Annotated in this window: 24 protein-coding genes and 2 pseudogenes; 7 read left to right on the plus strand and 19 right to left on the minus strand. The window is 73.1% G+C overall.

Going from position 1 to position 26,944, the window contains the following annotated elements; genetic code table 11:
* Positions 1–75 precede the first annotated feature (75 nt).
* The 6 genes from EJG53_RS44210 to EJG53_RS32870 form a co-directional block, all read right to left on the minus strand.
* Positions 76–189, minus strand: a complete 114-nt coding sequence (locus EJG53_RS44210; RefSeq protein WP_413790171.1) for an MFS transporter small subunit — start codon at positions 187–189, stop codon at positions 76–78.
* On the minus strand, positions 186–1,568 hold the full coding sequence (locus EJG53_RS32850) for an OFA family MFS transporter (protein ID WP_125047975.1): 1,383 nt from the start codon (positions 1,566–1,568) through the stop codon (positions 186–188). The genes EJG53_RS44210 and EJG53_RS32850 overlap by 4 nt, the downstream gene beginning before the upstream one ends.
* A 19-nt stretch (positions 1,569–1,587) precedes the next feature.
* Positions 1,588–2,400: a 3-keto-5-aminohexanoate cleavage protein gene (locus EJG53_RS32855; RefSeq protein WP_125047976.1), complete on the minus strand. Its 813-nt coding sequence runs from the start codon at positions 2,398–2,400 to the stop codon at positions 1,588–1,590.
* Between the two features lie 79 nt (positions 2,401–2,479).
* Positions 2,480–3,097, minus strand: a complete 618-nt coding sequence (locus EJG53_RS32860) for a hypothetical protein (RefSeq protein ID WP_030023818.1) — start codon at positions 3,095–3,097, stop codon at positions 2,480–2,482.
* Between the two features lie 457 nt (positions 3,098–3,554).
* The gene (locus EJG53_RS32865) at positions 3,555–4,940 is read right to left on the minus strand and encodes a serine-threonine protein kinase (RefSeq protein WP_125047977.1); all 1,386 of its coding nucleotides are present in this window, start codon (positions 4,938–4,940) and stop codon (positions 3,555–3,557) included.
* 218 nt (positions 4,941–5,158) lie between these two features.
* Entirely contained in the window at positions 5,159–6,475 is a 1,317-nt protein-coding gene (locus EJG53_RS32870) for an MFS transporter (RefSeq protein WP_125049757.1), read from the minus strand.
* A 229-nt stretch (positions 6,476–6,704) separates the two neighbouring features.
* Between EJG53_RS32870 and EJG53_RS32875 the strand changes: the two genes are divergently transcribed.
* Positions 6,705–7,136: a hypothetical protein gene (locus EJG53_RS32875; RefSeq protein WP_125047978.1), complete on the plus strand. Its 432-nt coding sequence runs from the start codon at positions 6,705–6,707 to the stop codon at positions 7,134–7,136.
* Positions 7,137–7,175: 39 nt separating this feature from the next.
* On the opposite strand, the gene EJG53_RS32880 is transcribed toward EJG53_RS32875, so the two are convergent.
* Together EJG53_RS32880 and EJG53_RS32885 are read right to left on the minus strand one after the other, a co-directional pair.
* A complete protein-coding gene (locus tag EJG53_RS32880; protein WP_125047979.1) occupies positions 7,176–8,189 on the minus strand; it encodes a methyltransferase in 1,014 nt (337 codons plus the stop codon).
* 110 nt (positions 8,190–8,299) lie between these two features.
* Positions 8,300–9,640, minus strand: coding sequence for an exo-beta-N-acetylmuramidase NamZ family protein (locus tag EJG53_RS32885; protein ID WP_125047980.1), 1,341 nt, complete (start codon positions 9,638–9,640; stop codon positions 8,300–8,302).
* 216 nt (positions 9,641–9,856) lie between these two features.
* Here EJG53_RS32885 and EJG53_RS32890 point away from each other — a divergent pair, with 216 nt between their 5' ends.
* The 3 genes and pseudogenes from EJG53_RS32890 to EJG53_RS32900 all read left to right on the plus strand — a co-directional run bounded on the left by EJG53_RS32890 (position 9,857) and on the right by EJG53_RS32900 (position 12,972).
* Complete coding sequence (locus tag EJG53_RS32890; RefSeq protein WP_031010819.1) at positions 9,857–10,651, plus strand: SDR family oxidoreductase; 795 nt, start codon at positions 9,857–9,859, stop codon at positions 10,649–10,651.
* A pseudogene (locus tag EJG53_RS32895) lies at positions 10,648–12,302 on the plus strand (class I adenylate-forming enzyme family protein). The gene EJG53_RS32890 and the pseudogene EJG53_RS32895 overlap by 4 nt, the downstream one beginning before the upstream one ends.
* A gap of 73 nt (positions 12,303–12,375) precedes the next feature.
* The gene (locus EJG53_RS32900; protein WP_031010815.1) at positions 12,376–12,972 is read left to right on the plus strand and encodes a TetR/AcrR family transcriptional regulator; all 597 of its coding nucleotides are present in this window, start codon (positions 12,376–12,378) and stop codon (positions 12,970–12,972) included.
* 45 nt (positions 12,973–13,017) lie between these two features.
* Here EJG53_RS32900 and EJG53_RS32905 read toward each other — a convergent pair whose 3' ends face one another.
* The 11 genes and pseudogenes from EJG53_RS32905 to EJG53_RS32955 form a co-directional block, all read right to left on the minus strand.
* Positions 13,018–13,530 carry a hypothetical protein gene (locus tag EJG53_RS32905; protein WP_125047981.1) on the minus strand — a complete coding sequence of 171 codons (513 nt, stop codon included), beginning with the start codon at positions 13,528–13,530 and terminating at the stop codon, positions 13,018–13,020.
* A gap of 72 nt (positions 13,531–13,602) precedes the next feature.
* Positions 13,603–14,490: a bifunctional helix-turn-helix transcriptional regulator/GNAT family N-acetyltransferase gene (locus tag EJG53_RS32910; protein ID WP_125047982.1), complete on the minus strand. Its 888-nt coding sequence runs from the start codon at positions 14,488–14,490 to the stop codon at positions 13,603–13,605.
* A gap of 76 nt (positions 14,491–14,566) precedes the next feature.
* Positions 14,567–15,817 carry an acyl-CoA dehydrogenase family protein gene (locus EJG53_RS32915; RefSeq protein WP_125047983.1) on the minus strand — a complete coding sequence of 417 codons (1,251 nt, stop codon included), beginning with the start codon at positions 15,815–15,817 and terminating at the stop codon, positions 14,567–14,569.
* A gap of 9 nt (positions 15,818–15,826) precedes the next feature.
* A complete protein-coding gene (locus EJG53_RS32920) occupies positions 15,827–16,885 on the minus strand; it encodes a phosphotransferase family protein (protein ID WP_125047984.1) in 1,059 nt (352 codons plus the stop codon).
* Positions 16,886–17,016: 131 nt separating this feature from the next.
* A complete protein-coding gene (locus EJG53_RS32925; protein WP_125047985.1) occupies positions 17,017–17,355 on the minus strand; it encodes a DUF202 domain-containing protein in 339 nt (112 codons plus the stop codon).
* Between the two features lie 3 nt (positions 17,356–17,358).
* Positions 17,359–17,769 (minus strand): YidH family protein, encoded by a 411-nt coding sequence (locus EJG53_RS32930; RefSeq protein ID WP_125047986.1) that lies wholly within the window; start codon positions 17,767–17,769, stop codon positions 17,359–17,361.
* Positions 17,770–17,870: 101 nt separating this feature from the next.
* The gene (locus EJG53_RS32935; RefSeq protein ID WP_031010795.1) at positions 17,871–18,404 is read right to left on the minus strand and encodes an NUDIX hydrolase; all 534 of its coding nucleotides are present in this window, start codon (positions 18,402–18,404) and stop codon (positions 17,871–17,873) included.
* A gap of 87 nt (positions 18,405–18,491) precedes the next feature.
* The gene (locus tag EJG53_RS32940) at positions 18,492–19,256 is read right to left on the minus strand and encodes a glucose 1-dehydrogenase (RefSeq protein ID WP_125047987.1); all 765 of its coding nucleotides are present in this window, start codon (positions 19,254–19,256) and stop codon (positions 18,492–18,494) included.
* Positions 19,257–19,302: 46 nt separating this feature from the next.
* Positions 19,303–19,967 (minus strand): annotated as a pseudogene (locus EJG53_RS32945) (TetR family transcriptional regulator).
* Between the two features lie 113 nt (positions 19,968–20,080).
* On the minus strand, positions 20,081–20,953 hold the full coding sequence (locus EJG53_RS32950; protein ID WP_125047988.1) for an MBL fold metallo-hydrolase: 873 nt from the start codon (positions 20,951–20,953) through the stop codon (positions 20,081–20,083).
* Between the two features lie 223 nt (positions 20,954–21,176).
* Positions 21,177–22,067, minus strand: a complete 891-nt coding sequence (locus EJG53_RS32955) for a DMT family transporter (RefSeq protein ID WP_125047989.1) — start codon at positions 22,065–22,067, stop codon at positions 21,177–21,179.
* A gap of 234 nt (positions 22,068–22,301) precedes the next feature.
* Here EJG53_RS32955 and EJG53_RS32960 point away from each other — a divergent pair, with 234 nt between their 5' ends.
* From EJG53_RS32960 to EJG53_RS32970, 3 genes are all read left to right on the plus strand, one after another.
* A complete protein-coding gene (locus EJG53_RS32960; protein WP_125047990.1) occupies positions 22,302–23,957 on the plus strand; it encodes an FAD-binding dehydrogenase in 1,656 nt (551 codons plus the stop codon).
* A 255-nt stretch (positions 23,958–24,212) separates the two neighbouring features.
* On the plus strand, positions 24,213–25,166 hold the full coding sequence (locus EJG53_RS32965) for a hypothetical protein (RefSeq protein ID WP_031010785.1): 954 nt from the start codon (positions 24,213–24,215) through the stop codon (positions 25,164–25,166).
* 177 nt (positions 25,167–25,343) lie between these two features.
* Positions 25,344–26,942 carry an APC family permease gene (locus EJG53_RS32970; protein WP_244955438.1) on the plus strand — a complete coding sequence of 533 codons (1,599 nt, stop codon included), beginning with the start codon at positions 25,344–25,346 and terminating at the stop codon, positions 26,940–26,942.
* The last annotated feature ends 2 nt before the right edge of the window (positions 26,943–26,944 follow it).

Below are 26,944 nucleotides of genomic sequence, written 5' to 3' on the forward strand. Positions count from 1 at the left end.
GCCTTCGCGTGTGCCGGTGGCCGGGCCGGGGCCCGGTGTCGTCCGGGCCGGTGGATGTCGTGCGCGGCCGCTGCCTCATCCCGTGAAGAGTTGTCTCAGTTTCAGGGCCAGTTCGTAAAGGCCGTATCCGAACGGCAGGCCCACCCACAGCCAGGCGCAGACGAGCAGGGCGGTACGGCGGGCGGTCACGGGGTGGCTCCCTTCGGGGAGGTGGGTGCGGTGTCCGCCGGCCGGGGCCCGGCGGACGACGGCGGTTCGTGGTGCCGGGGATGCACGGGCCGCACCAGCTCGTTGGCGGCGAACCCGACGACGAGCAGTCCGATCATGACGAAGAAGGATGTCGTGTAGAGGTCGGCCCCGATGTGCCCGGAGGAGCGGCGCGCGTCGGCCACGGCGTTGACGATCAGCGGCCCCAGGACGCCCGCCGTGGACCAGGCGGTCAGCAGCCGGCCGTGGATCGCCCCCACCTGGTACGTGCCGAACAGGTCCCGCAGATAGGCCGGTACGGTGGCGAACCCGCCGCCGTAGAACGACAGGACGACCGCCGCACACGCGATGAACAGCGGTTTGGACGTGTCCCCGGCCAGCGCGATCAGCAGGTACATCAGCGCGCCGACGCCCAGGTAGAGACGGTAGACGTGCTTGCGGCCCGCCAGGTCCGAGGTGGCCGACCAGACGATCCGGCCGAGCATGTTGGCGAGCGAGAGCAGCCCGACGAAACCCGCGGCGGCCGACGCGCTCACCGGCGCCGGACTGCGGGCGAAGAAGTCGGAGACCATCGGCGCGGCCTTCTCCAGGATGCCGATGCCCGCCGTGACATTCGTGCAGAGCACCACCCACAGACACCAGAACTGCGGAGTCCGTACGGCGTTACGGGCCGAGACCTGCGCGGTGGTCACCAGCGGGCGGGGCGCGGGCGCCGCCCGGTCCGCACCGGGGGCGTCCGGTCCGGCGGGCGGAACCCGTACCAGCAGTACGCCGAGCGTCATGAAGACGGCGTACGCCAGACCCATGACGAGGAACGTCCGGGCGATGCCGGCGGAGTCCCGGCCCAGGGTGTCCAGCAGCCCGGCGGACCACGGCGAGGCGATCAGGGCGCCGCCGCCGAAGCCCATGATGGCGATGCCGGTGGCCGTGCCGGGCCGGTCGGGGAACCACTTCAGGAGCGTCGAGACGGGGGAGATGTACCCGATGCCCAGGCCGATGCCGCCGATGAAGCCGTAGCCGAGGACGACGAGCCAGTACTGCCGGGTGGCCGCGCCGAGCGCCGCCACCAGGAAGCCGGAGGAGAAGCAGACGGCCGAGACGGACATCGCCCAGCGCGGGCCGTTGCGCTCGACGAGGGTGCCGCCGAACGCGGCGGACAGCCCCAGCATCACGATGGCCAGTTGGAAGGGCAGCGCGGAGGCCGTGCCGGACAGCCCGAGCGAGGACTCCAAGGGCGGCTTGAACACGCTCCAGGCGTACGCCTGGCCGATGGCGAGGTGGATGGACAGCGCCGCGGGCGGCACGAGCCAGCGGCTCCACCCAGGCGGCGCGACGGTACGGGAACGGGCGGGCGCGCGCATGACGCGGAACGTACATCGTTCACCTACCCCGGGGAAGGGTGCCGCGGCCACCGGGGCCTGTGTCGTCCCGGCCCGCCGTACCGCATGCCCACGGCCTGCCGCCTTCCGACGGCCCCCGCGCCAGCTCCCGCAGCGCCGCCCGCACCAGCTCCGCGTTGGAGGCCGCGGGCGATCCGTCCGGCAGCAGCAGGGTGTCCTCGACACCGATACGGGTGGCCAGCCCCAGCTCCCCGGCGAGCCGCAGCACCGGCCAGGCTCCGCCGTCCTCGCCGTGCAGCAGCACCGGACGGCCGTGCGCACCGTACGCGTCCAGCGCGCGCAGCAGACCGTGCGCCGTCTTCCGCGCCGAACCGGCGCACGGGTCCATGACCTCGGCCAGCACCCGCAGCACCCGGGGCCCCAGCGGCGAGGCCGCGAAGCGCTCCGCGCCGTCCGTGCCCGACCAGATGCCCGCCTCGACGCCGACACCGCGCTCCAGCAGGGCGGTGGCGACCGCCTCGGCGCCCGGCTCGTGCCAGTTCACCGAGGCGTGGTCGGGCAGCACCGGCCAGGCCCGTACGCAGGCCGCCCGGCGCTCCGGGTCCGGCTCGGCCCACGCGCCGGTGGTGACCCCCACCGGCACGTCCACCACGGCCCGTACCGCCTCCAGCACCGGCGTCAGCACACCGGGCGCGAGGGACTCCCGCCCGCACGGCGACCTGGGGTGGACGTGGATGTCCCGGGCGCCGGCCGCGACCGCCTTCCCCGCGGCATCGGCCAGCTCCGCCGGGACCATCGGCACCACCCCGGAACCGGCGGCGTTCCGGGAGCCGTTGAGGCATACCTGCACCATGCCCACGAGCATGACAGCAGGGTCTGACAACGGGTTCCGTCGGCTGGGCGGCGTGCCCCGCGTCCCCGGCCCGCCCGGCTCAGGCCGCCACGTACAGCCGCCGCACGCGTGAGGACTCCCGCGCCTCCGCCAGCGCCTCACGGGTCAGTACCGAGAGCGGCGCCACGATCCCGCACTCCTGGCACACCGGCCCGGCCACCGGGAAACGTTCGAGGTCCGTGCGCCACACGAAGCGCCGGGTACCGCACACCGGGCAGCCGGACCGCGGCGTGCCCGACTCCATCGCCCGGATCATGCTGCGCAGCACCGCGGCCAGCGGCGCCGCGGGATGCCGGTCGGGCGCCTCGCACGGCACGATGTCACAGCCGCCCCAGGTGCGCCGGTGCCAGTCGTCGAGCGCGCTGGGCTGCCGGATGCCGTCGTGCTTCTCACGGCGCCGACGGGCCGCGAACTCCTTCTCGTACCCGAGCCAGACGGCGCGGGCCTCCTCCAGTTCCTCCAGCGCGGCCATCAGCCGCGCCGGGTCGGGTTCGCGGTCCTCGGTCGCGATGCCCGCCCTGGTGCACAGATGGTGCCAGGTCGCGCGGTGCCCGTACGGGGCGAAGCGTTCCAGGCACTTGCGCAAGGCCGTACGCCGCTGCGTGGCGACGAGACGGGGGTTGCGCACCTGTTCTGCGAGAGCTCTGAAACCGGCCAATTCATCCCACCTCCGTGGGGAGGACCCGACTGGACAGGGAATGGACGTAGCGGACCGCCCGCCGGATCCATCGAACTGTCTTGCGGATACGTGGTGGCGACACTCGCGCCGCACCGGAAGCGCCACTCGCTCCCGATGCCCCCCGCGGCGCCCAGCGCGCCTCGTGTGCATCATCCACCGTACATCTGTGGGGATTTGAGAAAGTTAAGGTCGTCCGCCTTCCGGCTGCGGCGCGCTACCGGCAGCCCGTACGAGAGATGCGCCGGTGACTGCTGGTACCCACGCCACGGCCGTCGATCCGTCCTGCGGCCGACTTGGCTGCTTCCGGTCCAGGTACGGTCCGGACCGGTCCGGTACGGTCCGGAGCCGCTCGCGATCGGGCGGAACCCGACGACGGATGCGCGCTCGCGCAGCGGAACCCGACAGGACCGATCCGCGTCGCCCGACGCCGCCCGCCCTACTTCGTCACCACCCGCCCGGCGGTGAGGACCACGCGCGCCAGCTCCCCGTGGCAGACGTCGCTGTGCGCGCCGGCCGGCGGCGGACCGTCGCGGACCACCGAGGACGCGTCGATGCTCACACAGCCCTTACCGGGCACCGCGGCGCCCAGCTCCAGCCGCTGGGCACCGTCCACGGCCTGGATGCCGTCGTGGCCGACCGCGCCCCACCGGTCGAACAGGCCCTGGAAGCTCGCCGAGTCGCCGGAGAGCCGGGAGGCCAGCGGGTACAGCATGCCCAGCGCCGAGTCGTGCCGCGAGTAGCAGGACACCACCGGGCCGTCCACCCGCTGCTGCACCCCTTGCAGCGCCCCGCCCCGGTCCGGGTCGTGCGGCAGCCGGGCGGCGAACGCGTAGTGCGAGAAGGCCCCTTGCAGCAGGGTCATCGACTTCACCCCGGTGACGCCGGGCGGCATGCCGCGCAGCGCGTACGACACCAGGCGGGCGCCGAAACTGTGCCCGATCAGATGGATGCGGGTACCGGGCGCGGCCTTGACCAGCCGGCCGAGCGCCGGGCCCAGCCCGAGCTGGCCCACCACGCCCGCGCGCCGCTTCATGGCGTAGTAGGCCGTCTGCCGCAGGAATTCCTTGGCCCCGTTCCACAGCCGCTTCAGCCCGTCGCCGAACAGCTCCTGGTGGCCGCACTTCTCCAGCGCCGCCGTGAGGATCTCGCACACCGCCATCGGATCGTCGGTGAGCATCGCGGGCGTGCCGGTCCCCATGTCCTCGGCCAGCCGCTGCGCCGGGCTGTTCTCGCGCACCGCCACCAGCTCGCGTCCGAGGCGCGCGAACTCGTCGAAGGCGGAACGGGCCGCCGGCCGCTCCGCGAGCAGCTCCTGGAGACGCCGCAACGTCAGCTCCCGCCCGGGGAAGACCCGCGCCAGCGCGCGCAGCGACGCGTCGTCCAGCAGCGGCGGCCCGGCTTCACCGGGAGCTCCGGTGGTCCCGGCCGCATCAGCCGAACCGGTGGTCCCGGCCGTACCGGCCCCTCCGACCGCCGTAGACGACCCCGGCGGCACCGGATCGAAGTCCGGAATCGGCTCGTCCGTGAAACGCATCGCGGGCCAGATCACACCGGTGTAGCCGAGCCGTACCCCGGCCCCCGCCATACCGGGGAACGGGGCGAAGAACCGCCCGTACAGACGCGTGGCCATCGACCGGTCATTGTTCCAGCCGTGCGCGAACACCAGCAGGTCGGTGACGCGCTGCCGCGCCACCCCGGCCACCAGCCGGTCCCGCTGTCCGGCGTCCGGATCGCCGTCGGCGTCGAACGTCAGCTCCCAGTACGGCTGTACGCCGATGTCCCCGGCCGCTGCCGTGCCGGAACCGCCCGCTGCATCCGTCATGACGACCCCCTGAGCGGCGCGCCGGGCCACCCTGCCGGGCCGGAGTTCCGAAGCCGCGCCGCGGTGTGCAGCGCATCGTCCTGCGGGCGGGCGGATCCGGCCATACGCCACGCATGGCCGGTTCGCGGCAGCCGGCGCCCGGCGCGGACCGCGCGCCCCCGACAGCCGACTCTCGCTCCCGGCTACCGGGGCCGCACGGAACCGCCGGCCGCGCGCCCTCAGTCCAGTTCCCGCTCCCGCGTCTCCGGCAGCGCCAGCACGCACACCAGCGACACCACCGCCATCGCCGTCACGTACCACCCCACCGAGTCCGACCCGAAGGCCGCCTGCAGCCGGGTCGCCACCAGCGGCGAGACCGCGCCGCCCAGCACCCCGCCCAGGTTGTACGCCAGCGAGGCGCCCGAATACCGCACCGTCGTACCGAACAGCTCCGGCAGGTACGCGCCCATCGGGCCGTACACCACGCCCATGCAGAACAGCGCGCCGCCGACCGCCACCGCGATCAGCACCGGCTGTCCGGTGTCCAGCAGCGGGAAGAGGATCAGCCCCCAGACCGCCGAGAGCACCGTCCCGGTGAGGACCAGCTTGCGCCGCCCGGCGCCGTCCGAGCGGGTGGCGGCGAGCCAGGTGCCGGCCGCCAGGAAGAGGCAGGCGACGAGGGAGAGGCCGAGCATGGTGTTGCGGGAGACGCCGAGCGTGCCGGTGGCGTACGCCAGGCAGTACGTCGTCGCGGTGTAGAACAGCCCGTACGCGATGATCATGCCGCCCGCGCCGAGCAGCAGTTCGCGCGGATGCCGGCGTACGACGTCCAGCACGGGCACCCGGCTGGCCTCGTGCGCGTCCATCACCTTCGCGAAGACCGGCGTCTCGCTGATCTTCAGCCGTACGAACAGCCCCACCCCGACCAGCAGGAACGACAGCAGGAACGGCACCCGCCAGCCCCACGACCGGAACGCGCCGTCGTCCAGCACCGCCGACAGCAACCAGAACACTCCGGTCGCGGCGAAGAACCCCACCGAGGGCCCGACCTGCGGGAACGCCGCATACAGCCCACGCCGCTTCTTCGGCGCGTGCTCCACCGCCAGCAGCGCGGCCCCGCCCCACTCACCGCCCAGTCCGATCCCCTGGAGGAACCGCAGCAGGATCAGCAGCAGCGGCGCCCATATCCCGAGCGTCCCGTACCCCGGCAGCAGCCCGACCAGTGCCGTCGACAGTCCCATCAGCAGCAACGAGACCACCAGCACGGACTTCCGCCCCACCCGGTCCCCGAAGTGCCCGAACACCACCGACCCGATCGGCCGCGCCGCGAACGCCACCGCATAGGTGGAGAACGACGCGAGGGTGGCGTTGACCGGGTCGAGCGTCGGGAAGAACGCCTGGTTGAGGACGAGCGCGGCGGCCGTCCCGTAGATGTAGAAGTCGTAGAACTCGATGGCCGTCCCGATGAACGAGGCCACGGCCACCCGCCGGAGGCTCTCCGGGCTGGCGGCAGCCCCGGACGCCGCGGCGCCTCCGCTCGGGGGCGTGTCCGCCACGTCCGGAATTCCGTCCGCCGGGACGGCTGCTGATGTCGCGTCACTGTGCACGAGGCGCACTGTCACGCGGGATCGTCCGGGTAGTCAATAGGTGGGATGTGACGTCTTGGTTGCTGAGATGGGGGTGGTGGCGGCGGTGCCGGCAGGGGGGCCGTGCGCAGATTTCGCCTATGTGTACGATTTCTGCACAGGTGGAACATGGGGACGTTCAGGGGGAGGCGTCGGCCTGATGAAGACCGTGGCTCGGGTGGCCATCGCGGCTTCCGTGGTGGGCGGCGTGCTGGTGACGCTCGGTGTGATCTACCTGTGGATCGCGTGGGGACCGGGAAGGGCGGAGCCGGGTGACGTCGTCGGCACCTGGTCAGGGCCGCGTGGTGCGCAGGTGACGTTACGTGCGGACGGATCGGCGACCGCGACGAAGCTGCCCGGCGGCTACAGCGGCTACCACCCGGCCCACACCTTCAGCGGTACGGGCACGTGGACGCTGCCAAAGGCACCGAACTCCGCCGCGGAGCAGACGATCCGGGTCGAGGTCGTCACCGGGCCGGGCGAGAGCGCGACCGTCGAGCTGGTGATCGACGGCGACGGGGCGCGGGACGGCATCCACGTACCGGTGTCCGCGGATTCGGCACTGGGGATCGACTTCGGGAGGACGTCCTGAGGCCGGCGACGTCCTGACGCAGGCCCCGACGCTCCTCCGTCACCCCGCCACCGCCTCCACGATCGAAAGCGTCGACTCCGTCGGGAGGGTTCGGAGCGGTGTCAAGCCTGCGGCGTCGAGGAGTTGGTGGAAGGCGGGTTCGTCGCGTTCGCGGCCGTTGAGGGAGGTCATCATCAGGATGTCCATGGTCTTGCCGGGGTGGGCGTCGTTGCCCTGGGGGAGGACCGCGTCGACGATCAGGAGGCGGCTGCCGGGGCGGGTCATGGCGGTGCGGCAGGTGCGCAGGATGTGCAGGCAGTCGTCGTCGTGCCAGTCGTGGAGGATGCGCTTGAGCAGGTAGACGTCGGCGCCGGACGGGACGGCGGTGAAGAAGTCGCCCGCGTGGGTCTGCCAGCGGCCGGTGAGGCCGGGGAGGTCCAGGGTGTGGTGGCGGAGGACGGTTTCCTGGTCGTGGAGGATGCCGGTCAGACCCGGGTTGCGGAGCAGGACCTGGCGCAGCAGGCCGCCGCGTCCGCCGCCGACGTCCACGACCGTGCCGGTGGCGGGGAAGTCGTACGCGGCGGCGACGGGGTCGTTCTCGCTCTCGGCGAGGCCGGCCATGCCGGTGTCGAAGACGGTGCCCGCGTCCGGTACGCGTTCCAGATGGCCGAAGTACGGTGCGCCGAAGATCTCCTCGAAGACGGTGTGGCCGGCCCGGACGGTGTCCGCGAGCTGTCCGGCCGGACGCCAGAACGGCTCGTCGGTGAGCATGACGACGGCGTCGCGCATGGAGGAGGGTGCGTCGGAGCGGAGGGGGTCGGCCGCGGGGGTGAGGTGGAAGGTGCCGTCGGAGTCCTCGCGGAACACGTCGCGGGTGGCGAGGAGGCGCAGCGCGCGGCGCAGGTGGGCGGCGTCGGTGCCGGTGGCGGCGGCGAGTTCCTCGGCGGTGCGGGGGCCGTCGGCGAGGTGGTCGGCGACGCCGAGGAGGGCCGCGGCCCGCAGCGCGGCGGAGTGGAGGTAGGCCAGGGCGTGTTCGGTGAGCTGGACGGCGGGGGAGTGTGGCGTGGTGGCCATCGGGGCGCGGTCCTTCCACGAGCGGCGGTCGGGGTTTCCGGGGTTTCCACCTTGGCGGTACGTCCCTGGCGTCACCAGGGCGGATTGCGTCGCCCGTGTCTCAAAGGGCGTCACCGGTAGCGGAGGTACCCGCGCCGCAGCCGCCGGAAGCGCGCCAGGCCGTCCCGCCAGGCCGCGGCCACCTCGTCCACGCCGGCGCCCGCGTCGATCATCGTCCGTACGCCCGTGGTGCCCGTCAGCCGGTCGATCCAGTGGTCCGGGCGCCAGGCGAAGCCGCTCCACACCTGCTTCGCGGTGATCAGCAGGGCGATGCCGGTACGGACCGGGTCGAAGGCTTCGCGGTCGTGGACGTGGAGCTGGACGCCGCCGATGGTCTTGCCCTGGAACTTGGAGAAGGTGGGGGCGAAGTACGCCTCCCGGAAGTGGACGCCGGGGAGGCCGACGGCGTCGGCCAGTTCGGTGGCGGCGGCGGACCAGCGGCGGTCGATGCCGTCCGCGCCGAGCAGTTCGAAGGGGCGGGTGGTGCCGCGCCCCTCGGAGAGGTTGGTGCCTTCGAAGAGGCAGGTGCCCGCGTAGACGAGGGCGGTGTCGGGGGTGGGCATGTTGGGGCTGGGCGGGACCCAGGGGAGGCCGGTGGCGTCGAAGAAGTGCGGGCGGCGCCAGCCTGTCATGAGGACGGTTTCCAGGTCGGCCGGGCGGCCCGCGGCGCGGGGGACGAACTCGGCGTTGAAGAGGAGGGCCAGTTCGGCGACGGTCATGCCGTGCGCGAGGGCGATCGGTTCGCGGCCGACTCCGGAGGCCAGGGCGCGGTCGAGTACGGGGCCGGTCGCGGCGCGGCCCGTCACGGGGTTGGGGCGGTCGAGCACGACGAAACGTTTGTCCGCGAGGACGGCGGCGACCATGCAGTCGTACAGCGTCCAGATGTAGGTGTAGAAGCGCGCGCCGACGTCCTGGATGTCGAAGACGACGGTGTCCACGCCGGACCGGGTGAAGATGTCGGCCAGCGCGCGGCCGCTCTTGCCGTACGTGTCGTGGACCGGCAGCCCGGTGGCGGGGTCCTCGTAGCTGCCCTCCGAGCCGCCGGCCTGGGCCGTGCCGCGGAAGCCGTGCTCGGGGCCGAAGACGGCGGCCAGGTCCACCCGTTCGTCGGCGTGCATCACGTCCACGATGTGGCGTACGTCCGGGGTGACGCCGGTGGGGTTGGTGACGATGCCGACCCGGCGGCCGGACAGGAGCGCGTAGCCGTCGGCGGCGAGGCGGTCGAAGCCGGTGCGGGTACGGGGGAGGTGCGAGCCGTGAGCTTCGGGATCTGCCGGTCCGGCTCCGGTCGTTCCGGCGCCCGTGGACCCGTGTGCCGTGCCCGCCGCCCTCGCCTCGCCGGTCATCGCCGTCCCGCCCATCACGCTCGTGACCGCCGTCGCGGCCAGCAGTTTCCGTCTGGACAGGGTCATGCGTCCACCTCCGCCGTCGGAGCCCGTGTCGTGCGCACGCTAACGCCCGGCAGCCTCCGGGGGAACGCGCCGGACGGCGTGCCGCGCGCGGCTGCCGCGTCCGGCCCACGGTGTGCGGGCGCTCTTCCGTCGCGGGTCCGCGCCCTTCCACTCCGGCATACCGACTGGTTAGTCTGCCTGGCAGTCGAGTCAGGGGCCGACCGAGGGAGACCGCAGGTGGAAGCCGTACGGGACAAGACAGTCGTGGTGACCGGGGCGGGCGGTGGCATCGGGGCCGCGCTGGCCCGCCGCTTCGCCGCCGAGGGCGCGCGGGTGGCGGTCAACGACCTGGACGCGGCGAAGGCGGAGCGGACCGCGCGGGAACTCGGCGCCGTCGCGGTCCCCGGGGACGCCTCCGACGTCGTACCGGCGGCCCGGGAGGCGCTCGGCGGGACCGTCGACATCTTCTGCGCCAACGCCGGGGTCGGCACCGGCGGCGGTCCGGAGGCGCCGGACGCCGCGTGGGAGCTGGCCTGGGACGTCAACGTCATGGCGCACGTACGGGCGGCCCGCGCGCTGCTGCCCGGGTGGCTGGAGCGCGGCGCGGGCCGGTTCGTGTCCACGGTGTCGGCGGCGGGCCTGCTCACCATGGTCGGCGCGGCCCCGTACAGCGTCACCAAGCACGGCGCGTACGCCTTCGCGGAGTGGCTGTCGCTGACGTACCGGCACCGGGGGATAGCGGTGCACGCGATCTGCCCGCAGGGGGTGCGGACGGACATGCTCGCGGGCACCGGCGCGGCCGGGGAACTGGTGCTGACCCCGACGGCGATCGAGCCCGCCGCCGTCGCCGACGCGCTCTTCGCGGCCATGGCGGAAGAGCGGTTCCTGGTCCTGCCGCACCCGGAGGTCGGCGACTACTACACCGCGCGGGCGGCCGACACCGAGCGGTGGCTGGGCGGGATGAACCACCTCCAGCGGAAGCTGGAGCAGGCCGGGAGCCGTACGCCGCAAGCCGAGGGGACGCCGCGATGACCACCTACGAGGACAAGCCCTGGCTGGCGCAGCTCACCGACGCCCAGCGCGCCCCCGTCGACCCGCACCCCTCCGCCCTGCACGCCTTCCGGGACGCCGCCCGCCGCGCCCCGGACCGCACGGCTCTCGCCTACTTCGACGGGCGGCTGTCGTACGCCGAGGCCGACGCGCTCAGCGACGGCGTGGCCGGGCACCTGGCGGCCCGCGGCTTCCGGCCCGGCGACCGTGCCGCGATCATGCTCCAGAACACGCCGCACTTCGTGCTCGCGCTGCTCGGCGTGTGGAAGGCGGGCGGCATCGTCGTCCCCGTCAACCCCATGTATAAGTCGGCCGAGATGACGCACGTCCTCACCGACGCCGAGGTCACCGCGCTGGTCTGCGCGGACCGCACCTGGGACGCCTTCCTCCGCGCGACCGCCGCCGCGGTCCCCTCCGTACGGATCGCCCTGACCGCCTGCGAACTGGACCTCCAGACGCGTGACGACACCCGTGTGCTGCGCGGCGAGCGGCTCGGACCGCGCGAGGGCGCCGACGACCTGCTGGCCGCGGCCCGCGCGTACGAGGGCAAGCCGCCCGGCGTGACGCCGCCGGCCGCCGCGGACACCGCCCTCATCAGCTACACCTCCGGCACCAGCGGCACCCCCAAGGGTGCCACCAACACCCACGGCAACATCGCCTACAACGCCGAACGGCAGCGCACCGGCCTGGCACTGCCCGACGGCGCGACGTACTTCGCGCTGGCGCCGCTGTTCCACATCACCGGCATGGTCTGCGAACTGGCCGCCTGCTTCACCAACGCCGGCACCCTCGCCCTCGCCTACCGCTTCGAGCCCGGCGTGGTCCTCGACGCCTTCCTGGAGCACCGCCCCGCCTACACGGTCGGCCCGTCCACCGCGTACATGGCGCTGGCGGCGCAGCCCGGCGTCACCCGCGAGCACTTCGCGTCGTTCTCCTCGCTCTCCTCGGGCGGCGCGCCGCTGCCGCCCGCGCTGGTGGAGAAGTTCCGGGCGGCCTTCGGCCCGTATCTGCACAACGGCTACGGGCTGACCGAGTGCACCGCGCCGTGCGCCAGCGTCCCGCCCGGCCGCGAGGCGCCGGTGGACACGGCCTCCGGGACGCTGGCCGTCGGTGTGCCGGGCCCGGACACGGTCGTACGGATCATCGACGACCGGGGCGGGCCGTGCCGTTCGGCGAGCAGGGCGAGATCGCCGTACGCGGCCCCCAGGTGGTGCCCGGCTACTGGCGCCGCCCGGACGCCACCGCCGAGACCCTGCCGGACGGCGAACTGCGCACCGGCGACATCGGTTTCATGGACCCGGACGGCTGGCTGTACGTCGTGGACCGCAAGAAGGACATGATCAACGCGTCCGGGTTCAAGGTGTGGCCGCGGGAGGTCGAGGACGTGCTGTACGGCCATCCCGCGGTGCGCGAGGCGGCGGTGGTCGGTGTGCCGGACGCCTACCGGGGCGAGTCGGTGAAAGCGTATGTGAGCCTGCGGCCGGGGCAGCGGGCCGAGCCCGCCGAGCTGGCCGGCTACTGCCGGGAACGGCTGGCCGCGTACAAATATCCGCGGCAGGTGGAGATCCTGCCCGAGCTGCCGAAGACCACCAGTGGCAAGATCCTCAGGCGGGAACTGCGCGGGCGCGGCTGACCGCGCCCGCGGCGGACAGCAGACAACGACACGACGCACGAGACGTACGACGCACGAGGGACAGGTGAGGGCGATGGCCGGCACGAAGGACGGCGGGAGCGGCAAACCCGTGGCGCAGCGGCTGCTGGCCACCGCCACCCGGCTCTTCGCCGAGCGGGGCTACGACCGTACCTCCGTACAGGAGATCGTCGAGGCCGCCGGGGTGACCAAGGGCGCCCTCTACCACTACTTCGGCTCCAAGGACGATCTGCTGCACGAGGTGTACGGACGGGTGCTGCGGCTCCAGCAGGAGCGGCTGGACCACTTCGCCCGCGCCGACGCGCCGGTCGAGCGGCGGCTGCGGGACGCGGCGGCGGACGTCGTGGTCACCACCATCGAGAACCTCGACGACACGAAGATCTTCTTCCGTTCGATGCACCATCTCGCGCCCGAGAAGGACAAGCAGGTACGGGCCGAGCGGCGGCGCTACCACGAACAGTTCCGCGCGCTGGTCGAAGAGGGCCAGCGCGCCGGGGTGTTCAGCAGCGCCACCCCGGCCGACCTGGTCGTGGACTACCACTTCGGGTCGGTGCACCACCTCGGCACCTGGTACCGCGAGGACGGCCCGCTCGCCCCGCAGGAGGTCGCCGACCACCTCGCCGACCTGCTGCTGCGGGCGCTGCGGCCGTGAGAGCCCTCGGGCGCGGGCACCGGGGGCCCTCGGGGGCAGGTGTCGTCAGTGGTGCCGCATCCCGAACGGCGTCGCCATCAGCGCCAGTACGGCGCCCACGACCGCCGTGCACAGCACGGTGCTGATCCACACCATGGTGAAGGTGTCGGCTTTGGCCTTGGCGCCCGGCTCGCGCTGTTGCCGGTCCTCGTGCTGCCGGTACATCCGGGGAAGCACCGGAAGTACGGCGGCAAGCACGGCGACCAGCGCGACGCTGTACAGGAACAGGATCGGCGGTGCCGCTTCGGGCCGCAGGAGGTTGGTCGCCAGGATGGCGGCGAGCGCCAGCGGCGCTCCCACGGGGAACAGCCACTTGTTCCGCCGCTTCCGCTGTTCGAACTGCTCCTGCGTCTCCGAGGGGTCCTTCTTGAAGGCCAGCGGCCGCATTCCGACCACGAAGAGCAGCGACGCCGCGACGGCGATCAGCCACCAGCCCGACGCGGGGACCGAGAACAGCTTCAGCTCCGCCACCGTGCCGGAGGCATCGGCGACCGGAACCAAGGGTAAGTCGTGATTCATGCCGTGATCCTACGAGAGTGATCGTTTCGCAGGACGTCCGGAGGGCGCTCGGTCCCGGGCCCCGCCGCTCCCTCAGACCCCGCCGACCTGCTTCTCGAACCAGTGGTGGGCGTACGGCTCGTCGTTGAAGGCCGGGACCTCTTCGAAGCCGTACGAGCGGTACAGGGCGATCGCGTCGCCGAGCACCTTGTTGGTGTCCAGGCGGAGTACGCCGCGGCCGTGTCCGACGGCCCGGGCCTCCAGCTCGGCCAGCAGGCGGCGGCCGAGGCCGAGCCGCCGGGCGTGCGGGGCCACCCACATGCGCTTGATCTCGGCGGTGCCGGGCGCCAGCTTCAGCCCCGCACAGGCGACGGGTTCGCCGTGCAGCCGGGCCACCAGGAACAGGCCCTCGGGCGCGCGGAGTCCGCCCGCGTCGGGCAGCAGGCTCCGGGCGGGGTCGAAGCCCGTCTCGAAACGTTCCCGCATCTCCGTGAAGTAGGCCCGCAGGCAGTGCCGGGCGTCCGGGTGGTCGGGGTCGACGACGTCCAGCGTGACCGTGGTGGCGGTCAGCAGCCGGTCGACCTCGGCCATCGCGGCGACCAGCCGGGCGCGCTGGGCGGCGTTGAGCGGCGCCAGCAGGGAGCCGGCCAGCTCGTCGCTGCGGCCGTCGAGCACGGCGAGCTCCGCGCGGCCCGCCTCGGTGAGCCGGACGGTGCGCACCCGCCGGTCCTCGGGCTGCGGTTCCACCGTCACCAGGCCGTCGGCCTCCAGGGAGCGCAGCAACCGGCTCACGTACCCGGAGTCGAGTCCCAGGCGCTCGCGCAGCCGCCGTACGTCCTGCCCCTGCCCGCCGATCTCCCAGAGCAGCCGGGCCTCGCCGACGGGCCGGTCCAGGCCGAGGTAGTGGTCGTGGAGCACGCCCACGCGCTCGGTGACCGTGCGGTTGAACCGCCGCACCTGACTGATCTGTGCCGCATCCATTCCCTGACCTTAGTCAGGGAAATGCTGGCGGGCAAGGGACGGGTGGTGGCGGGGCAAGGGGCAGTACGTCGCCGGGTCACATGTAGCGCTTCAGCTCCCGGCGTGCCAGCGACCGCTGGTGCACCTCGTCCGGGCCGTCCGCGAGCCGCAGCGTACGGGCCGCCGCCCACAGCTCCGCCAGCGGGAAGTCCTGGCTGACGCCGCCCGCGCCGTGCAGTTGCACCGCCCGGTCCAGGATGTCCACGACCGTACGCGGCGTGGCGATCTTGATGGCCTGGATCTCCGTGTGCGCGCCCTTGTTGCCGACGGTGTCCATCAGCCACGCGGTCTTCAGCACCAGCAGCCGCAGTTGCTCGACGGCCACCCGCGCGTCCGCGATCCACCCCTGGACGACGCCCTGGTGCGCCAACGGCTTGCCGAACGCCTCACGGGACACCGCGCGGCGGCACATCAGCTCGATGGCGCGCTCGGCCATCCCGATGAGCCGCATGCAGTGGTGGATGCGGCCGGGGCCGAGACGGGCCTGGGCGATGGCGAAGCCGCCGCCCTCCTCGCCGATCAGGTTCGCGGCCGGTACGCGGACGTCGTGGAAGACCACCTCCGCGTGGCCTCCGTGGTAGTGGTCCTCGTAGCCGTACACCTGCATGGCGCGGCGGACTTCGAGGCCGGGGGTGTCGCGCGGGACCAGCACCATCGACTGCTGGCGGCGCGGGTCGGCGCCGTCCGGGTCGGTCTTGCCCATCACGATGAAGATCTGGCACAGCGGGTTCATCGCGCCGGAGATGTACCACTTGCGGCCGTTGATGACGTACATTCCCCCCTTCTCGGCTCCGCTCGAACGGGAGGTGCCCCCACCGTCCCGCTCGATCCGGGTCTCGATGTTCGTGGCGTCCGAGGAGGCCACGTCCGGCTCGGTCATCGCGAACGCCGACCGGATCTCGCCCGCCAGCAGCGGGTGCAGCCACCGCTTCTTCTGCTCCTCGGAGCCGAACTGCGCCAGCACCTCCATGTTGCCGGTGTCCGGCGCCGCGCAGTTCAGCGCGGTCGGCGCGAGCTGCGGGCTGCGGCCGGTGATCTCGGCCAGCGGCGCGTACTGGAGATTGGTCAGCCCCGCCCCGTACTCCTCGTCCGGCAGGAACAGGTTCCACAGGCCCTGCTTGCGGGCCTCCGCCTTGAGGTCCTCCACGACCGCCGGGGTGTCCCACGGCGAGGCGAGCGCGGCCCGCTGCTCGTCGGCGACCGCCTCGGCCGGGTACACGTGCTCGTCCATGAAGGCCAGCAACTTGCCCCGCAGCTCTTCGGTGCGGGCGTCGAATGCGAAGTCCATCAGCGTGCCTCAGCCTTCCTTGGCGGTCGTCAGGGTGTCGAGGGTGGCCAGGCCGCGGTCGATGAAGACCGGCACCAGCTCGCCGATCCGGTCGAAGCCCGCGCCGACGGTCTGCCCGAGGGTGAAGCGGTAGTGGATACCTTCGAGGATCACGGCGAGCTTGAAGTACGCGAACGCCGTGTACCAGGCGATGCCGGACACGTCCCGGCCGGACCCGGCCGCGTACCGCTCGATCAGCTCGGCCGCCTCGGGGTGGCCGGGCGCGCCGCGCGTCGTGGCGATCGGGGAGCCGGGCACGTCCTCCTGCTCGCTGTACATCACCAGCAGCCCGAGATCGGTCAGCGGATCGCCGAGAGTGGACATCTCCCAGTCCAGTACGGCCGTGATCCGGTCGTCGGCGCCGACCAGCACATTGTCCAGCCGGTAGTCACCGTGCACGACGGCGGGCGCGGGGGAGGCGGGCAGCGCCGCGCCCAGCGCCTCGTGCAGCGCGTCGATGCCCGGCAGGTCGCGGTTCTTCGACGCCGCGAGCTGCTTGCCCCAGCGGCGCAACTGCCGCTCCAGGAAGCCGTCCGGCCGGCCGAAGTCCGCCAGTCCGACCGCCGCCGGGTCCACGGCGTGCAGCGCCACCAGCGTGTCGACGAGGGACAGCACCACACCGCGGGTCCGCTCCGGACCCAGCCCGGCGAGCTGCTCCGCCGTACGGTACGGCACGCCCTCGACCAGCTCCATCACGTAGAACGGCGCCCCGAGGACCGCCTCGTCCTCGCACAGCAGCAGCGCCTCGGGGACCGGCACCGCCGTCGGGTGCAGCGCGCTGATCACCCGGAACTCGCGCCGCATGTCGTGCGCGGTGGCCAGGACGTGGCCCAGCGGCGGGCGGCGGACGACCCACCGGTCGGTGCCGTCGGTGACCCGGTAGGTGAGGTTGGACCGGCCGCCCTCGATCAGCTCGGCATCCAGTGGTCCCCGTACCGCGCCGGGCAGTTCCCGGTCCAGGTGGTCCCGCAGCCGTTCCAGGTCCAGGCCCGGGGGTGCGGAACGCGGGGGAGGGGTGCCGTTGCTCATCGTGCTCCTCCGTACGGAAGGGACGGCCGCTCCGGTCGGACGGCCGCTACGATCATGCCGACTAGTCGGTATGGCGTCCAGAGGGTGGGTACGGGGCGCTGGGCACCTGGCCGGAAAGAGCCGGTCGGTCCTCAGAGGAGGATCGCCGCGCCGAGCACCGCCAGCGCGCAGACGCAGCCCGCCAGGGCCAGTGCAGTACGGGCGGACAGGACCGGCGGCCGGCCCGTGCCCATCGCCCGCATCCGCAGGTGCGCCGCTGCCAGGAACGCGAGCCACACCAGCAGCACCAGCGCCACCGCGACGACCACCATGGGCCCGGGGCCGTGGTGCTGCACCACCTGCCGTCCCGCGAGGATCGCGACCAGCGTGCAGGACAGGGTGGTGCGCCGCCAGGCGAGGCGGGTGCGCTCCGGCTGGAGACCGGGATCGCGAGCCGGGTACGGCCGCTCTCGTGGCAAGGAACCGGCCATCGGTCAGCGCGTCCAGCCGATGACGACGAGGACGACCATCGCGGCCGCGAGCAGACCGACGGCGACCGCCAGCACGGCCGGGAAGCGGGACGCGGGCAGATCCTCGCCGCGGCGCATCGCCCGTTCGCAGCGCACCCAGTGGTTGACCGCCCGCACCGCGCACAGCGCGCCGCCCACCAGCAGGACCACCGTGAACGTCACCCGCAGCACGTCGTGCAGCCGGGGCAGGAACTGGTCCACCGCGAAGCCGCCGCCCACCAGCGCCAGCCCGGTCCGCAGCCAGGCCAGGAAGGTCCGTTCGTTGGCGAGGGAGAAGCGGTAGTCGGGCGTCGTGCCCTCCTCGCGGACGCGCGCCGGCGTGAACCACAGCCGTACGCCCGCGCCGATCGACCGCAGTCTGTCGGTGAGGATCATGGCCAGAACCCTACGCTGTGCCCGCAGGGCGGGCCCCTGCCCGGGCTGCCCGCCTTCCCGCGCCGGCCGACGGGACTACCGCCCCTGTGCGGCCACGGGGATCACCGTTCCTGCCCGGCCCGCCGCTCCAGCAGCCGCTGCCAGGCGGACATGCCGTCCGGCGTCCACTCCCACTCCGGGATGCGCCGCGCCAGTTCCTCCTCGGTGAGGAAGGCGTGCCAGTCCACCTCGGACTCCTGCGGCTGTACGGGCACCGTGCAGCGCACCTCGTAGACCGTCGACCACCAGGTGTGCTCGGGCGTCTCGTACAGGAACTTGAACAGCGGGGCCGGCCGCGGCAGGCCGGTCACGCCCAGTTCCTCCTCCGCCTCGCGCAGCGCGGTCCCGTCGTAGGTCTCGCCCGCGCCGACCACGCCGCCGACGAACATGTCGTAGTGTGAGGGGAAGACCAGCTTCCGCGCGGTCCGGCGGTGCACGAAGATCCGGTCCTCGGCGTCGCGGGCGAGGACGAACGCGCAGCGCGTCCGCAGCCGGTGCGCGTAGGCGTCGCCCCGCCGGACCTGTCCCACGACCTCGTCGCTCTCGCTGACGACGTCGACGATCTCGTCCGCGCTCAGTGGCTGTTGTCCGTCCATGTCTCCATGCAATCAGTCCGCGGGGGCCGGTGTTGCACGGGCCCGGCGGGGCGTGTCACACCGGGCCGTGGGGCACTGCCTCCCGCGTCACTGCCCCATGACGTAACGCACGGTCGGCCCGGAGGTCCAGCCGCCGTCCACCGCCAGCTCGGCGCCGGTGACGTAGGACGCCGCGTCGGACAGCAGGAAGACCACCGCCCCCGCGATCTTCTCGGCCTCGCCGACCCGCCCCATCGGCGTGTTGGGGTACTTGCCCTCGCCCTTCTCGATGCCGGCCTGGGCGGTCATGGGGGTGTGGGTCATGCCGGGGTGCACCGAGTTCACCCGGATCCGTGCCGTGCCCAGCTCCACCGCGCCGATCTTCGTCAGGCCGCGCACACCCCACTTGGAGGCGCCGTAGCCGCCGGTCAGCGCCAGCCCCATGAGGCCCGCCGCCGACGAGATGTTCACGATCGATCCGGCGCCGCGCTCGCGCATCGCCGGAATCACCGTCTTCATGCCGATGAAGACGCCGGTGAGGTTCACGTCGAGAACCTTGCGGAAGAAGTCGACGGAGATCGAGTCCAGCGGCTGGCCGGTGGCTATGCCCGCGTTGTTGACCAGGCCGTCGATGCCGCCGAACGTCTCGGCCGTGAAGTCCGCGGCCCGCTGCCAGTCGTCCTCCGACGTCACGTCGTGCACGAGGAACCGGGCGCGCTCGCCGAGCCGTTCGGCCGTCGCCCGCCCCTCGTCCTCCAGGATGTCGGTGAGGACGACGTGCGCGCCGGCCGCGACCGCCTGCTCGGCGGCGGCCGCCCCCAGACCGCGCGCGCCGCCGGTGACGATGATGTTCTTGCCGTGCAGGTCGGGCATGGTGGCTCCTTGCTTCGGGGTGGGGTGGGGGAGAGGCGCGGACCGGTTACGGGTACGGGGCCGGGGCGGGGGCCAGCAGGAACGCCGACGTGGTGCCGACGAGGTCGGCGAGGAACGCCTCCTCGTACGTCAGCGGCCGGGCGCCGTCCAGGTACTGCCGGGCCCGGTCGGCCAGTGCCGCGCCGATCAGCGTCAGCGCCAGCTCGATCCGTTCCAGCCGCAGCGCCTCGGGCAGGCCCGCTGCGGCGAGCGCTTCCACCGCGAGGCCGATCAGCCGCCAGGTCGCGGTGCCGTCCAGCGTCGGGTGCGGAGTGCGGGACCGTACGCCGCTCTCGTGGGCCAACTGGGCGGAGACGCGCAGGCAGCGGCGGCCCCGGTCGTCGCGCAGCAGGCTCGCCTCGGCGGTGACCAGCACGCCGACCAGCGCGGGCAGATCGGGGCCCGCCGCGCCGGCTTGCGCTTCGACGGCCGCCAGCGCGGGCGCGAGCACCGCCTCCGTACGGGCCAGGCGCCCGGCCATCACCGCGTTCAGCAGCCCGGCCGGGAACCGAAGTGGTACTGCACGGCCGACGGGTTGCTCTGTCCGGCCAGCCGGACGATGTCCCGCGTCTGCGCGCCGTCGACCCCGTGCGCCGCGAACAGTTCCTCCGCCGCGCGCAGCAGTCTCTCCCTGGTCCCGGCCCCGGACCCGGCCCCTGTCGTTCGTGCCATGCGGGCACTTTAATGCTGGGCATTATTACTGTCGAGGCCCTCGTCGGGAATGAGGAAGGACGTCGACACCCGGACCCGGGCCCGGCCCCGGACCCGGGCCCCCGGGCCCCGTCTCACCACCGCACCGCCGTGAAGTCGACGGGCCTCGGCCGCAGCTCTCGTGTGCGGTCGGCCAGTCCCCGCATCCGGGCGGCCATCTCGTCGGCGGGCAACTGCTTGCGTCCGCCGTGGCCGGGCAGCAGCCACTCGAAGCGCAGACCGGCGACCGTACGGTCCAGGGAGGCGGCCAGTTCCTCGATGGAGTACCAGGTGACGGTGTCCGCCACCTCCACGTCGCCGGTCGTGCGCGACCAGTAGAAGCTGTCCCCGCTGAAGCAGTACCGCTCGTCGGCGACGAAGAGCACGCTGCCCTCGGTGTGACCGGGCAGCGGATGGGCGACCACGCCGTCGGCGATCTCCGTGGGCCGGATGCCGCGCAGGACGTGATCCGCGTCGGGCACGGCGTCCAGGTCACCTTCGTGTATCCAGAGCCGGGCCCCGAAGCGGTCGGCGTAGCGGCGGCCGTGCGCCACGTGGTCCCGGTGGGTGAGCAGCACGTCGGTGACGGGGCCGAGCGCCTCGTAGCGGGCGGCCAGGGGCTCGCTCCAGCGGGGCGTGTCCACCATCATCAGCGTGCCGCCGGGGCGGTGCAGGAGGTAGGAGTTGGCTCCGGCGGTCTGCGGGGAGTTGTGGCCGCAGAACAGGACGTCGCTGGTGCCGAGCCGCAGGGGGTACGGGTCCAGGGCCGGGTCGAGGCGGCGGGCGGGGTGCCGGATGGAGCGGGTGGGGCACGCGAACGCCGCGGCGTGCAGTTGCTGTTCCTCGGCCGCGCCGTGCGGTTGCCGTACGACTTCGGAGCGGCCGCCGGTCTCGACGATCAGGTCGGGGGCGAGCTGCCGGGCGACATCGCAGTTGGTGCAGCGGTGGTCGACGTACCAACCATTCATGGCATGCCTCATTCTTCGGACTTCGGGCGGCTTGTGCGGAGTACGGGCGAAAACGGATGCCTAGAAAGAGGAAACGCGCCCGGCCGTGGAAGGGGAAGGGGTGCCAGGTCTTGTTTCTCCTGCTCAAGGGGTCTCTCGCACCGTGCGGTGACATGATGCGCGCATGACAAAAAGCTGAAACGGCCGGGACTGCGGGCGGCTCCCGAGCCGTCGCCCGCCGCTCTCACCCCAACTGCAACTCCCGTACCCGCTCCGGCCGTCCGGCCACTCCCGCCGGCATCGCCGGATGCCGCCCGATCAGGACGATTCCGCCCACGACCGCCGCCAGCCCGGCCGCCTCCCAGGCGAGTGCCCCGGCGGTCACGTTCAGCCGGTCGCCCAGGAAGCCGACCCCGCAGACGATGCCCGCCAGCGGCTGGGCCGCCGTCAGCGCGGGCAGCGACATGCGCAGCGGCGCCGTCTCGAAGGCGCTCTGCACCAGCACCAGCGCGACGACGCCCAGCGCGAGCACCGCGTACGGCTCCCAGCCGGTGAGCAGCGCCGCCCAGCCGCCGCGCCCGAACCGCTCGCCGCTGATCCGGGTCAGAGCGTCCTGGAGCCCGTACAGCAGCCCGGCCGCCACCCCCAGCAGCGCCGCCTCCCGGCTCATCCGTACGCGCTTGGCGCAGGCCGCCAGCAGCAGCGCGAGCCCGAGTACGGCGCCCATGACCAGCCAGTGCCGCACCGGGTCGGCGATGCCACGCCCACCGTGCGGCTCACCGGCCACGATGAACGCCGTCACCCCGCCCGCCAGCAGCCACAGGCCGCTCCACCCCTGCCGGCCGAGCCGCTGCCGGGTGAGGTACCGGGACAGGGCCATCGCGAAGAGCAGGTTGGTGGCGAGCAGCGGCTCGACGAGGGTGACCTCCCCCATGCCGAGCGCCACCGCCCCCAGCGCCATGCCGGCGGCCATGCACCCGATGCCGGCCAGCCAGCGCGGCATCCGGGCCAGGTCGAGCAGCAGGCGCAGGGAGAGGAAGTCCTGCATCGGCGCGTGCTGCGCCGCACGCTGCTGGAGCACGAATCCGACGCCCAGACAGCCGGCCGCGCTCACGGCCAGCAGGAACACCGTCACGTCAGACACCTCAAGTCTGCTGGGGAGGCGGGGACTTGACCGACCCTAGTCGCCCCTGCGGCCGTCCGTCCCCCGCTTGCCGCCCGCCCTTCGGCACCGGGCCCGCCCGGGTACCCCGTACGCGTGGCACCGGAACCCGCGGTTGACGCGCGGTCCGCCCGCGCTGAGGATCGGTAGCCACGATGGCGGCCGGGCCCTCCGGCGCGCCGCGGCGAGGAGAGAAGACTGGCGGTCATGGCCTACGACGCTGATGTGATCGTGATCGGAGCGGGTCTGGCGGGCCTCGCGGCCACCGCCGAGCTCGCCGAGGCGGGACGCAAGGTGATCCTCCTGGACCAGGAGCCCGCGAGCGGCCTCGGCGGCCAGGCCCACTGGTCCTTCGGCGGTCTCTTCCTCGTCGGCTCGCCCGAGCAGCGGCGGCTGCGCATCCGCGACAGCCACGCGCTGGCCTGGCAGGACTGGCTCGGCGCGGCCGGCTTCGACCGCCCCGAGGACCACTGGCCGCGCAAGTGGGCCGAGGCGTACGTCGACTTCGCGGCGGGCGAGAAGCGCCCCTGGCTGCACCGGCAGGGCGTGCGGTTCTTCCCGGTCGTCGGCTGGGCCGAGCGCGGCGGTTACGAGGCCACCGGGCACGGCAACTCCGTACCGCGCTTCCACATCACCTGGGGCACCGGGCCCGGCCTGGTCGCACCGTTCGAACGGCGGGTACGGGCCGGTGTCGCGCGCGGCCTGGTGGAGCTGCGCTTCCGGCACCGCGTCACCGGTCTGGCGCGCAGCGCGGGCGCGGTCGACACCGTCACCGGCGAGATCCTGGAGCCCTCCGACGCCGAGCGCGGCACGCCCAGCAGCCGCGAGGTGGCCGGCGCCTTCGAACTGCGCGCCCAGGCCGTGATCGTCACCTCCGGCGGCATCGGCGGCAACCACGACCTGGTGCGCGCCAACTGGCCCGCACGCCTCGGCACCCCGCCGGAGCGCCTGCTGTCCGGGGTGCCCGCGCACGTGGACGGCCTGATGCTGGGCGTCGCCGAGGCGGCCGGCGGCCGGATCGTCAACCGGGACCGCATGTGGCACTACACCGAGGGCATCGACAACTGGAACCCCGTCTGGCCCCGGCACGGCATCCGCATCCTGTCCGGCCCGTCACCGCTGTGGCTGGACGCGCACGGCAGACGGCTGCCGGTACCGCTCTTTCCCGGCTTCGACACGCTCGGCACCCTCGAACACATCATGCGGACGGGTCACGCCCACACCTGGTTCGTCCTCACCCAGAAGATCATCGAGAAGGAGTTCACCCTCTCCGGCTCCGAACAGAACCCCGACCTGACCGGCCGCAGCGTCCGGGAGGTGCTGAAGCGGCCCCTGCCCGGCGCTCCCGGCCCGGTGCAGGCGTTCATGGACCGGGGCGCGGACTTCATCGTCGAGCGCTCCCTCGGCGATCTCGTCCGGCGGATGAACCGGCTCACCGAGAAGCCGCTGCTCGACGAGGCGGCGCTGCGCCACGAGATCGTCGCGCGCGACCGCGAGATCGCCAACTCCTTCACCAAGGACCTCCAGGTCACCGCCATGCGCGGAGCGCGCAAGTACCTGGGCGACCGGCTGATCCGCACCGCGCCCCCGCACCGGCTGCTCGACCCGAAGGCCGGCCCGCTGATCGCCGTACGGCTGAACATCCTCACCCGCAAGACCCTCGGCGGCCTGGAGACCGACCTGTCCTCACGGGTCCTGACCGAGGGCGGCGAGCCGCTGCCGGGTGTGTACGCGGCGGGGGAGGCGGCGGGCTTCGGCGGCGGTGGCGTGCACGGCTACCGGTCGCTGGAGGGCACCTTCCTGGGCGGCTGCATCTTCTCGGGACGCACGGCGGGACGGGCGGCGGCTAAGGCGGTGGGCTGAGTACCGGGGCCGGAGGCCAGAGGCCGGAGGTTCTCCGTCCGGCGGTACCGCCCCGCCCCGGCGCTTATTGACAAGTGTGTTGACGGGCAAGGGAGTTGGCTTTTCGGTCATTCTCCGAACCGCCTTGACGCGAAGCTGTGCCGCCGGGTTTGCTGTGCGTGACCTGATGGTGTCGATCAGTGCACCGAATCCGCACACACGCGTCCGGGATGCGGCGCGTCCGGAGGTGAAGCGCGTCGTGGAGTGTTCCTGCCCGTGACCCCTCCGCCCCCTCTGCCGCTGGGCCGGTCCCGCCGCAAGGACGCGCCGGTCCTCGACCCGGCCCTGGACGACGTCCAGCTCGCCGCCTCCGTCGACGCCCTGGCGCACGGCCGCTGGGTCCGCGTACGGACCCTGCTGGCCGACACCGGTACGGACTGGGACCTGCGGGGCCACCGGCTGGTGGTGCTCGCCGAAGGCGCGGCCAGCGCCGCCTGGGCCGGTGACTGGCGGCTCGCCGAACCGGACAGCGCCGACGCCGCCACCCTGCTGGCCTGCGCCCTCGTCTTCCAGGCGCTGCGCGGCCGCACCGACCAGGACGCCGCGCGCGAGGCCTGCCGGCTCGCCGCCGCCATGGCGCCCCGCGACCCGACCCCGTGGCTCGGTCTGCTGATCCTCGCCCGCCGCACCGGTACCCCCGACGAACGCGAGCACGCCTTCGACCAGGTGCGGGCCCGGCACCCGGACCACCACCACGCCCACCACCTGATGGCCGCCTGCCTGGCCGAGCAGCGGCAGAACGGCGCCGACGACCCGCTGCACCAGGTCTACGACTTCGCGTATTGGGCCGCCGAACAGGCCCCCGCCGACTCGCCGCTGGCGATCCTGCCCGTCGTCGCCCACGCCGAGCGCTACCGGGCGCTGGCCGCCGCCGGTCTCGAACCGGCGGACCCGGCCGCCTCCGGCCACTGGTCCACCCGCCGCGCCCGCCAGGTCATGAAGGCGGCCTTCGACTGGTGGCTGGAGTGGGAGGGCGAGGACCACCCGCGCCGCAAGGTGGACCTCAACTTCCTCGCGCACGCCAAGTACTACGAGGGGCGGATGGCGGAGGCCGCCGCGCTCTTCCACCGCATCGGCCCGCACGTCACCGCCGCTCCCTGGTCCTACCCCGACCGGGACGCCCGCAAGGCGTTCAAGGCGGCCCGCGCCACGGCCTTCCGCACCGCTTGACCCCGGGCGCCCGGCCCCACCCGGCGCACGCACCACGTACGGAGCACCACCGGCACCACCCAGCACCACCGGCACGGCATACGCAGTACCACTGGTACGCCGTACGCAGCACCACCCGCACCACGCACGACGCGCACCCCCCGACTCCGCGCTCCACGGAAAGGACACCTCCGCGCCATGCTGACGAGCAGTACGGGTAACAAGAGCAAGCCGGGACGCACGGGCCGTGCCGCACGTCCGGGCGGTCCAGGGGAGATCAGTACCTTCAAGGGCCAGGAGCGGGCCCTGCGCGCCGGCCGCATCGGCACCGCGGGGCTGCTCCTGTCCGTACTGGCCGCCAGCGCGCCCCTGATGGTGGTGGCCGGCGTCATGGTCACCACGTACCAGGTCATGGGCATCGTCGGGCAGCCGCTGCTGTTCGTCATCCTGGGCGTGGTGATGGCGCTGTTCAGCGTCGGCTACGCGGAGATGAGCCGGCATGTGCACAACGCCGGCGCCTTCTACGCGTACATCGCGCGCGGCCTCGGCGGCACGGCGGGCGCCGGCGCCTCCTTCGTCGCGCTCGCCGCGTACAGCGCCCTGCAGTTCGGCATCTACGGCATCTTCGGCTTCGAGGTGACCGGGCTGCTCGGCAGACACTTCGGCGTCACCGTCTCCTGGTGGGTGCCCGCGCTGCTCGGCGTCGCCCTGATCGGGGCGCTCGGCGCGCTGAAGATCGACCTGAACGCCAAGGTGCTGGGCGTGCTGCTCGCCGCCGAGGTCGTCCTGATCGCCGTCTTCGACATCGCCTTCGCCGCCGAACCGGGGCCGCAGGGCCTGTCGCTGCACGCCTTCGACCCGGCCACCCTCGGGGGCGCGGGCCTGGGCACCGCGCTGTGCTTCGCCGTCGCCGCGTTCGTCGGCTTCGAACAGGCCCCCGTCTACGCCGAGGAGACCAGCCGGCCGCAGACGGTCGTGGCGCGGGTGATGTTCCTCGCCGTCGGCTTCGTCGCGGTCTTCTTCGCGCTCAGCTCCTGGCTGATCGGCGTCGCCACCGGCCCGGACCACGTCGTCGCCACGGCGGGCGAGGAGGGCCCCGGCCTGATCTTCGCCCTCACCGGCCCGCGGCTCGGCGGCACGTTCACCGACCTCCTGCACCTCTTCTTCGTGACCGGCATCTTCGCCTCGATGCTCAGCTTCCACAACGTGGTGGCCCGCTACGCCTTCGCGATGGGCCGCGAGGGCCTGCTGCCCGCCGCGCTCGGCCGTACCGCCAGGTCCAGCGGCGCCCCGGCGCTCGGCTCGCTGCTCCAGTCCGTCATCTCGCTGCTCGTCGTGGGCGCCTTCGCGCTCACCGACCGCCACCCGGACGGCGACCCCACCACTCCCGTACTGAAGCTGTTCGCCTGGGGCGGCAACGTGGGCGCGCTCGGCGTGATCGTGCTGATGGCCACCGCGTCGGTCGCCGTCATCGCGTTCTTCGTACGGCGCGGAGCGGGCCGGGCGCAGGCCGGGCGGCTGCTGGCCGCCGGACTGGCCGCGCTGGCGCTGCTGACCGTACTGGTCTACGCCGCCAAGGACTTCGGCGTCCTGGTCAGCGCGGCGGCGGGGTCGGCACTGACCTGGGTGCTGCCCGGTGTCATCGGGCTGGCGGCGGTGGTCGGACTCGGGTACGGGCGGGTGCTGCGCGCCCGGCGCCCGCAGGTGCACGCCCGTATCGGTCTGGGCAACGAGGCGTTCCAACTGGAGAAGGCGGCGAGCACGCCGTCCCCGTCGTCCCCGCGTGAGGAGAGCTGACC

The sequence above is a fragment of the Streptomyces chrestomyceticus JCM 4735 genome (assembly GCF_003865135.1).
In the GTDB taxonomy this organism is placed as follows: domain Bacteria; phylum Actinomycetota; class Actinomycetes; order Streptomycetales; family Streptomycetaceae; genus Streptomyces; species Streptomyces chrestomyceticus.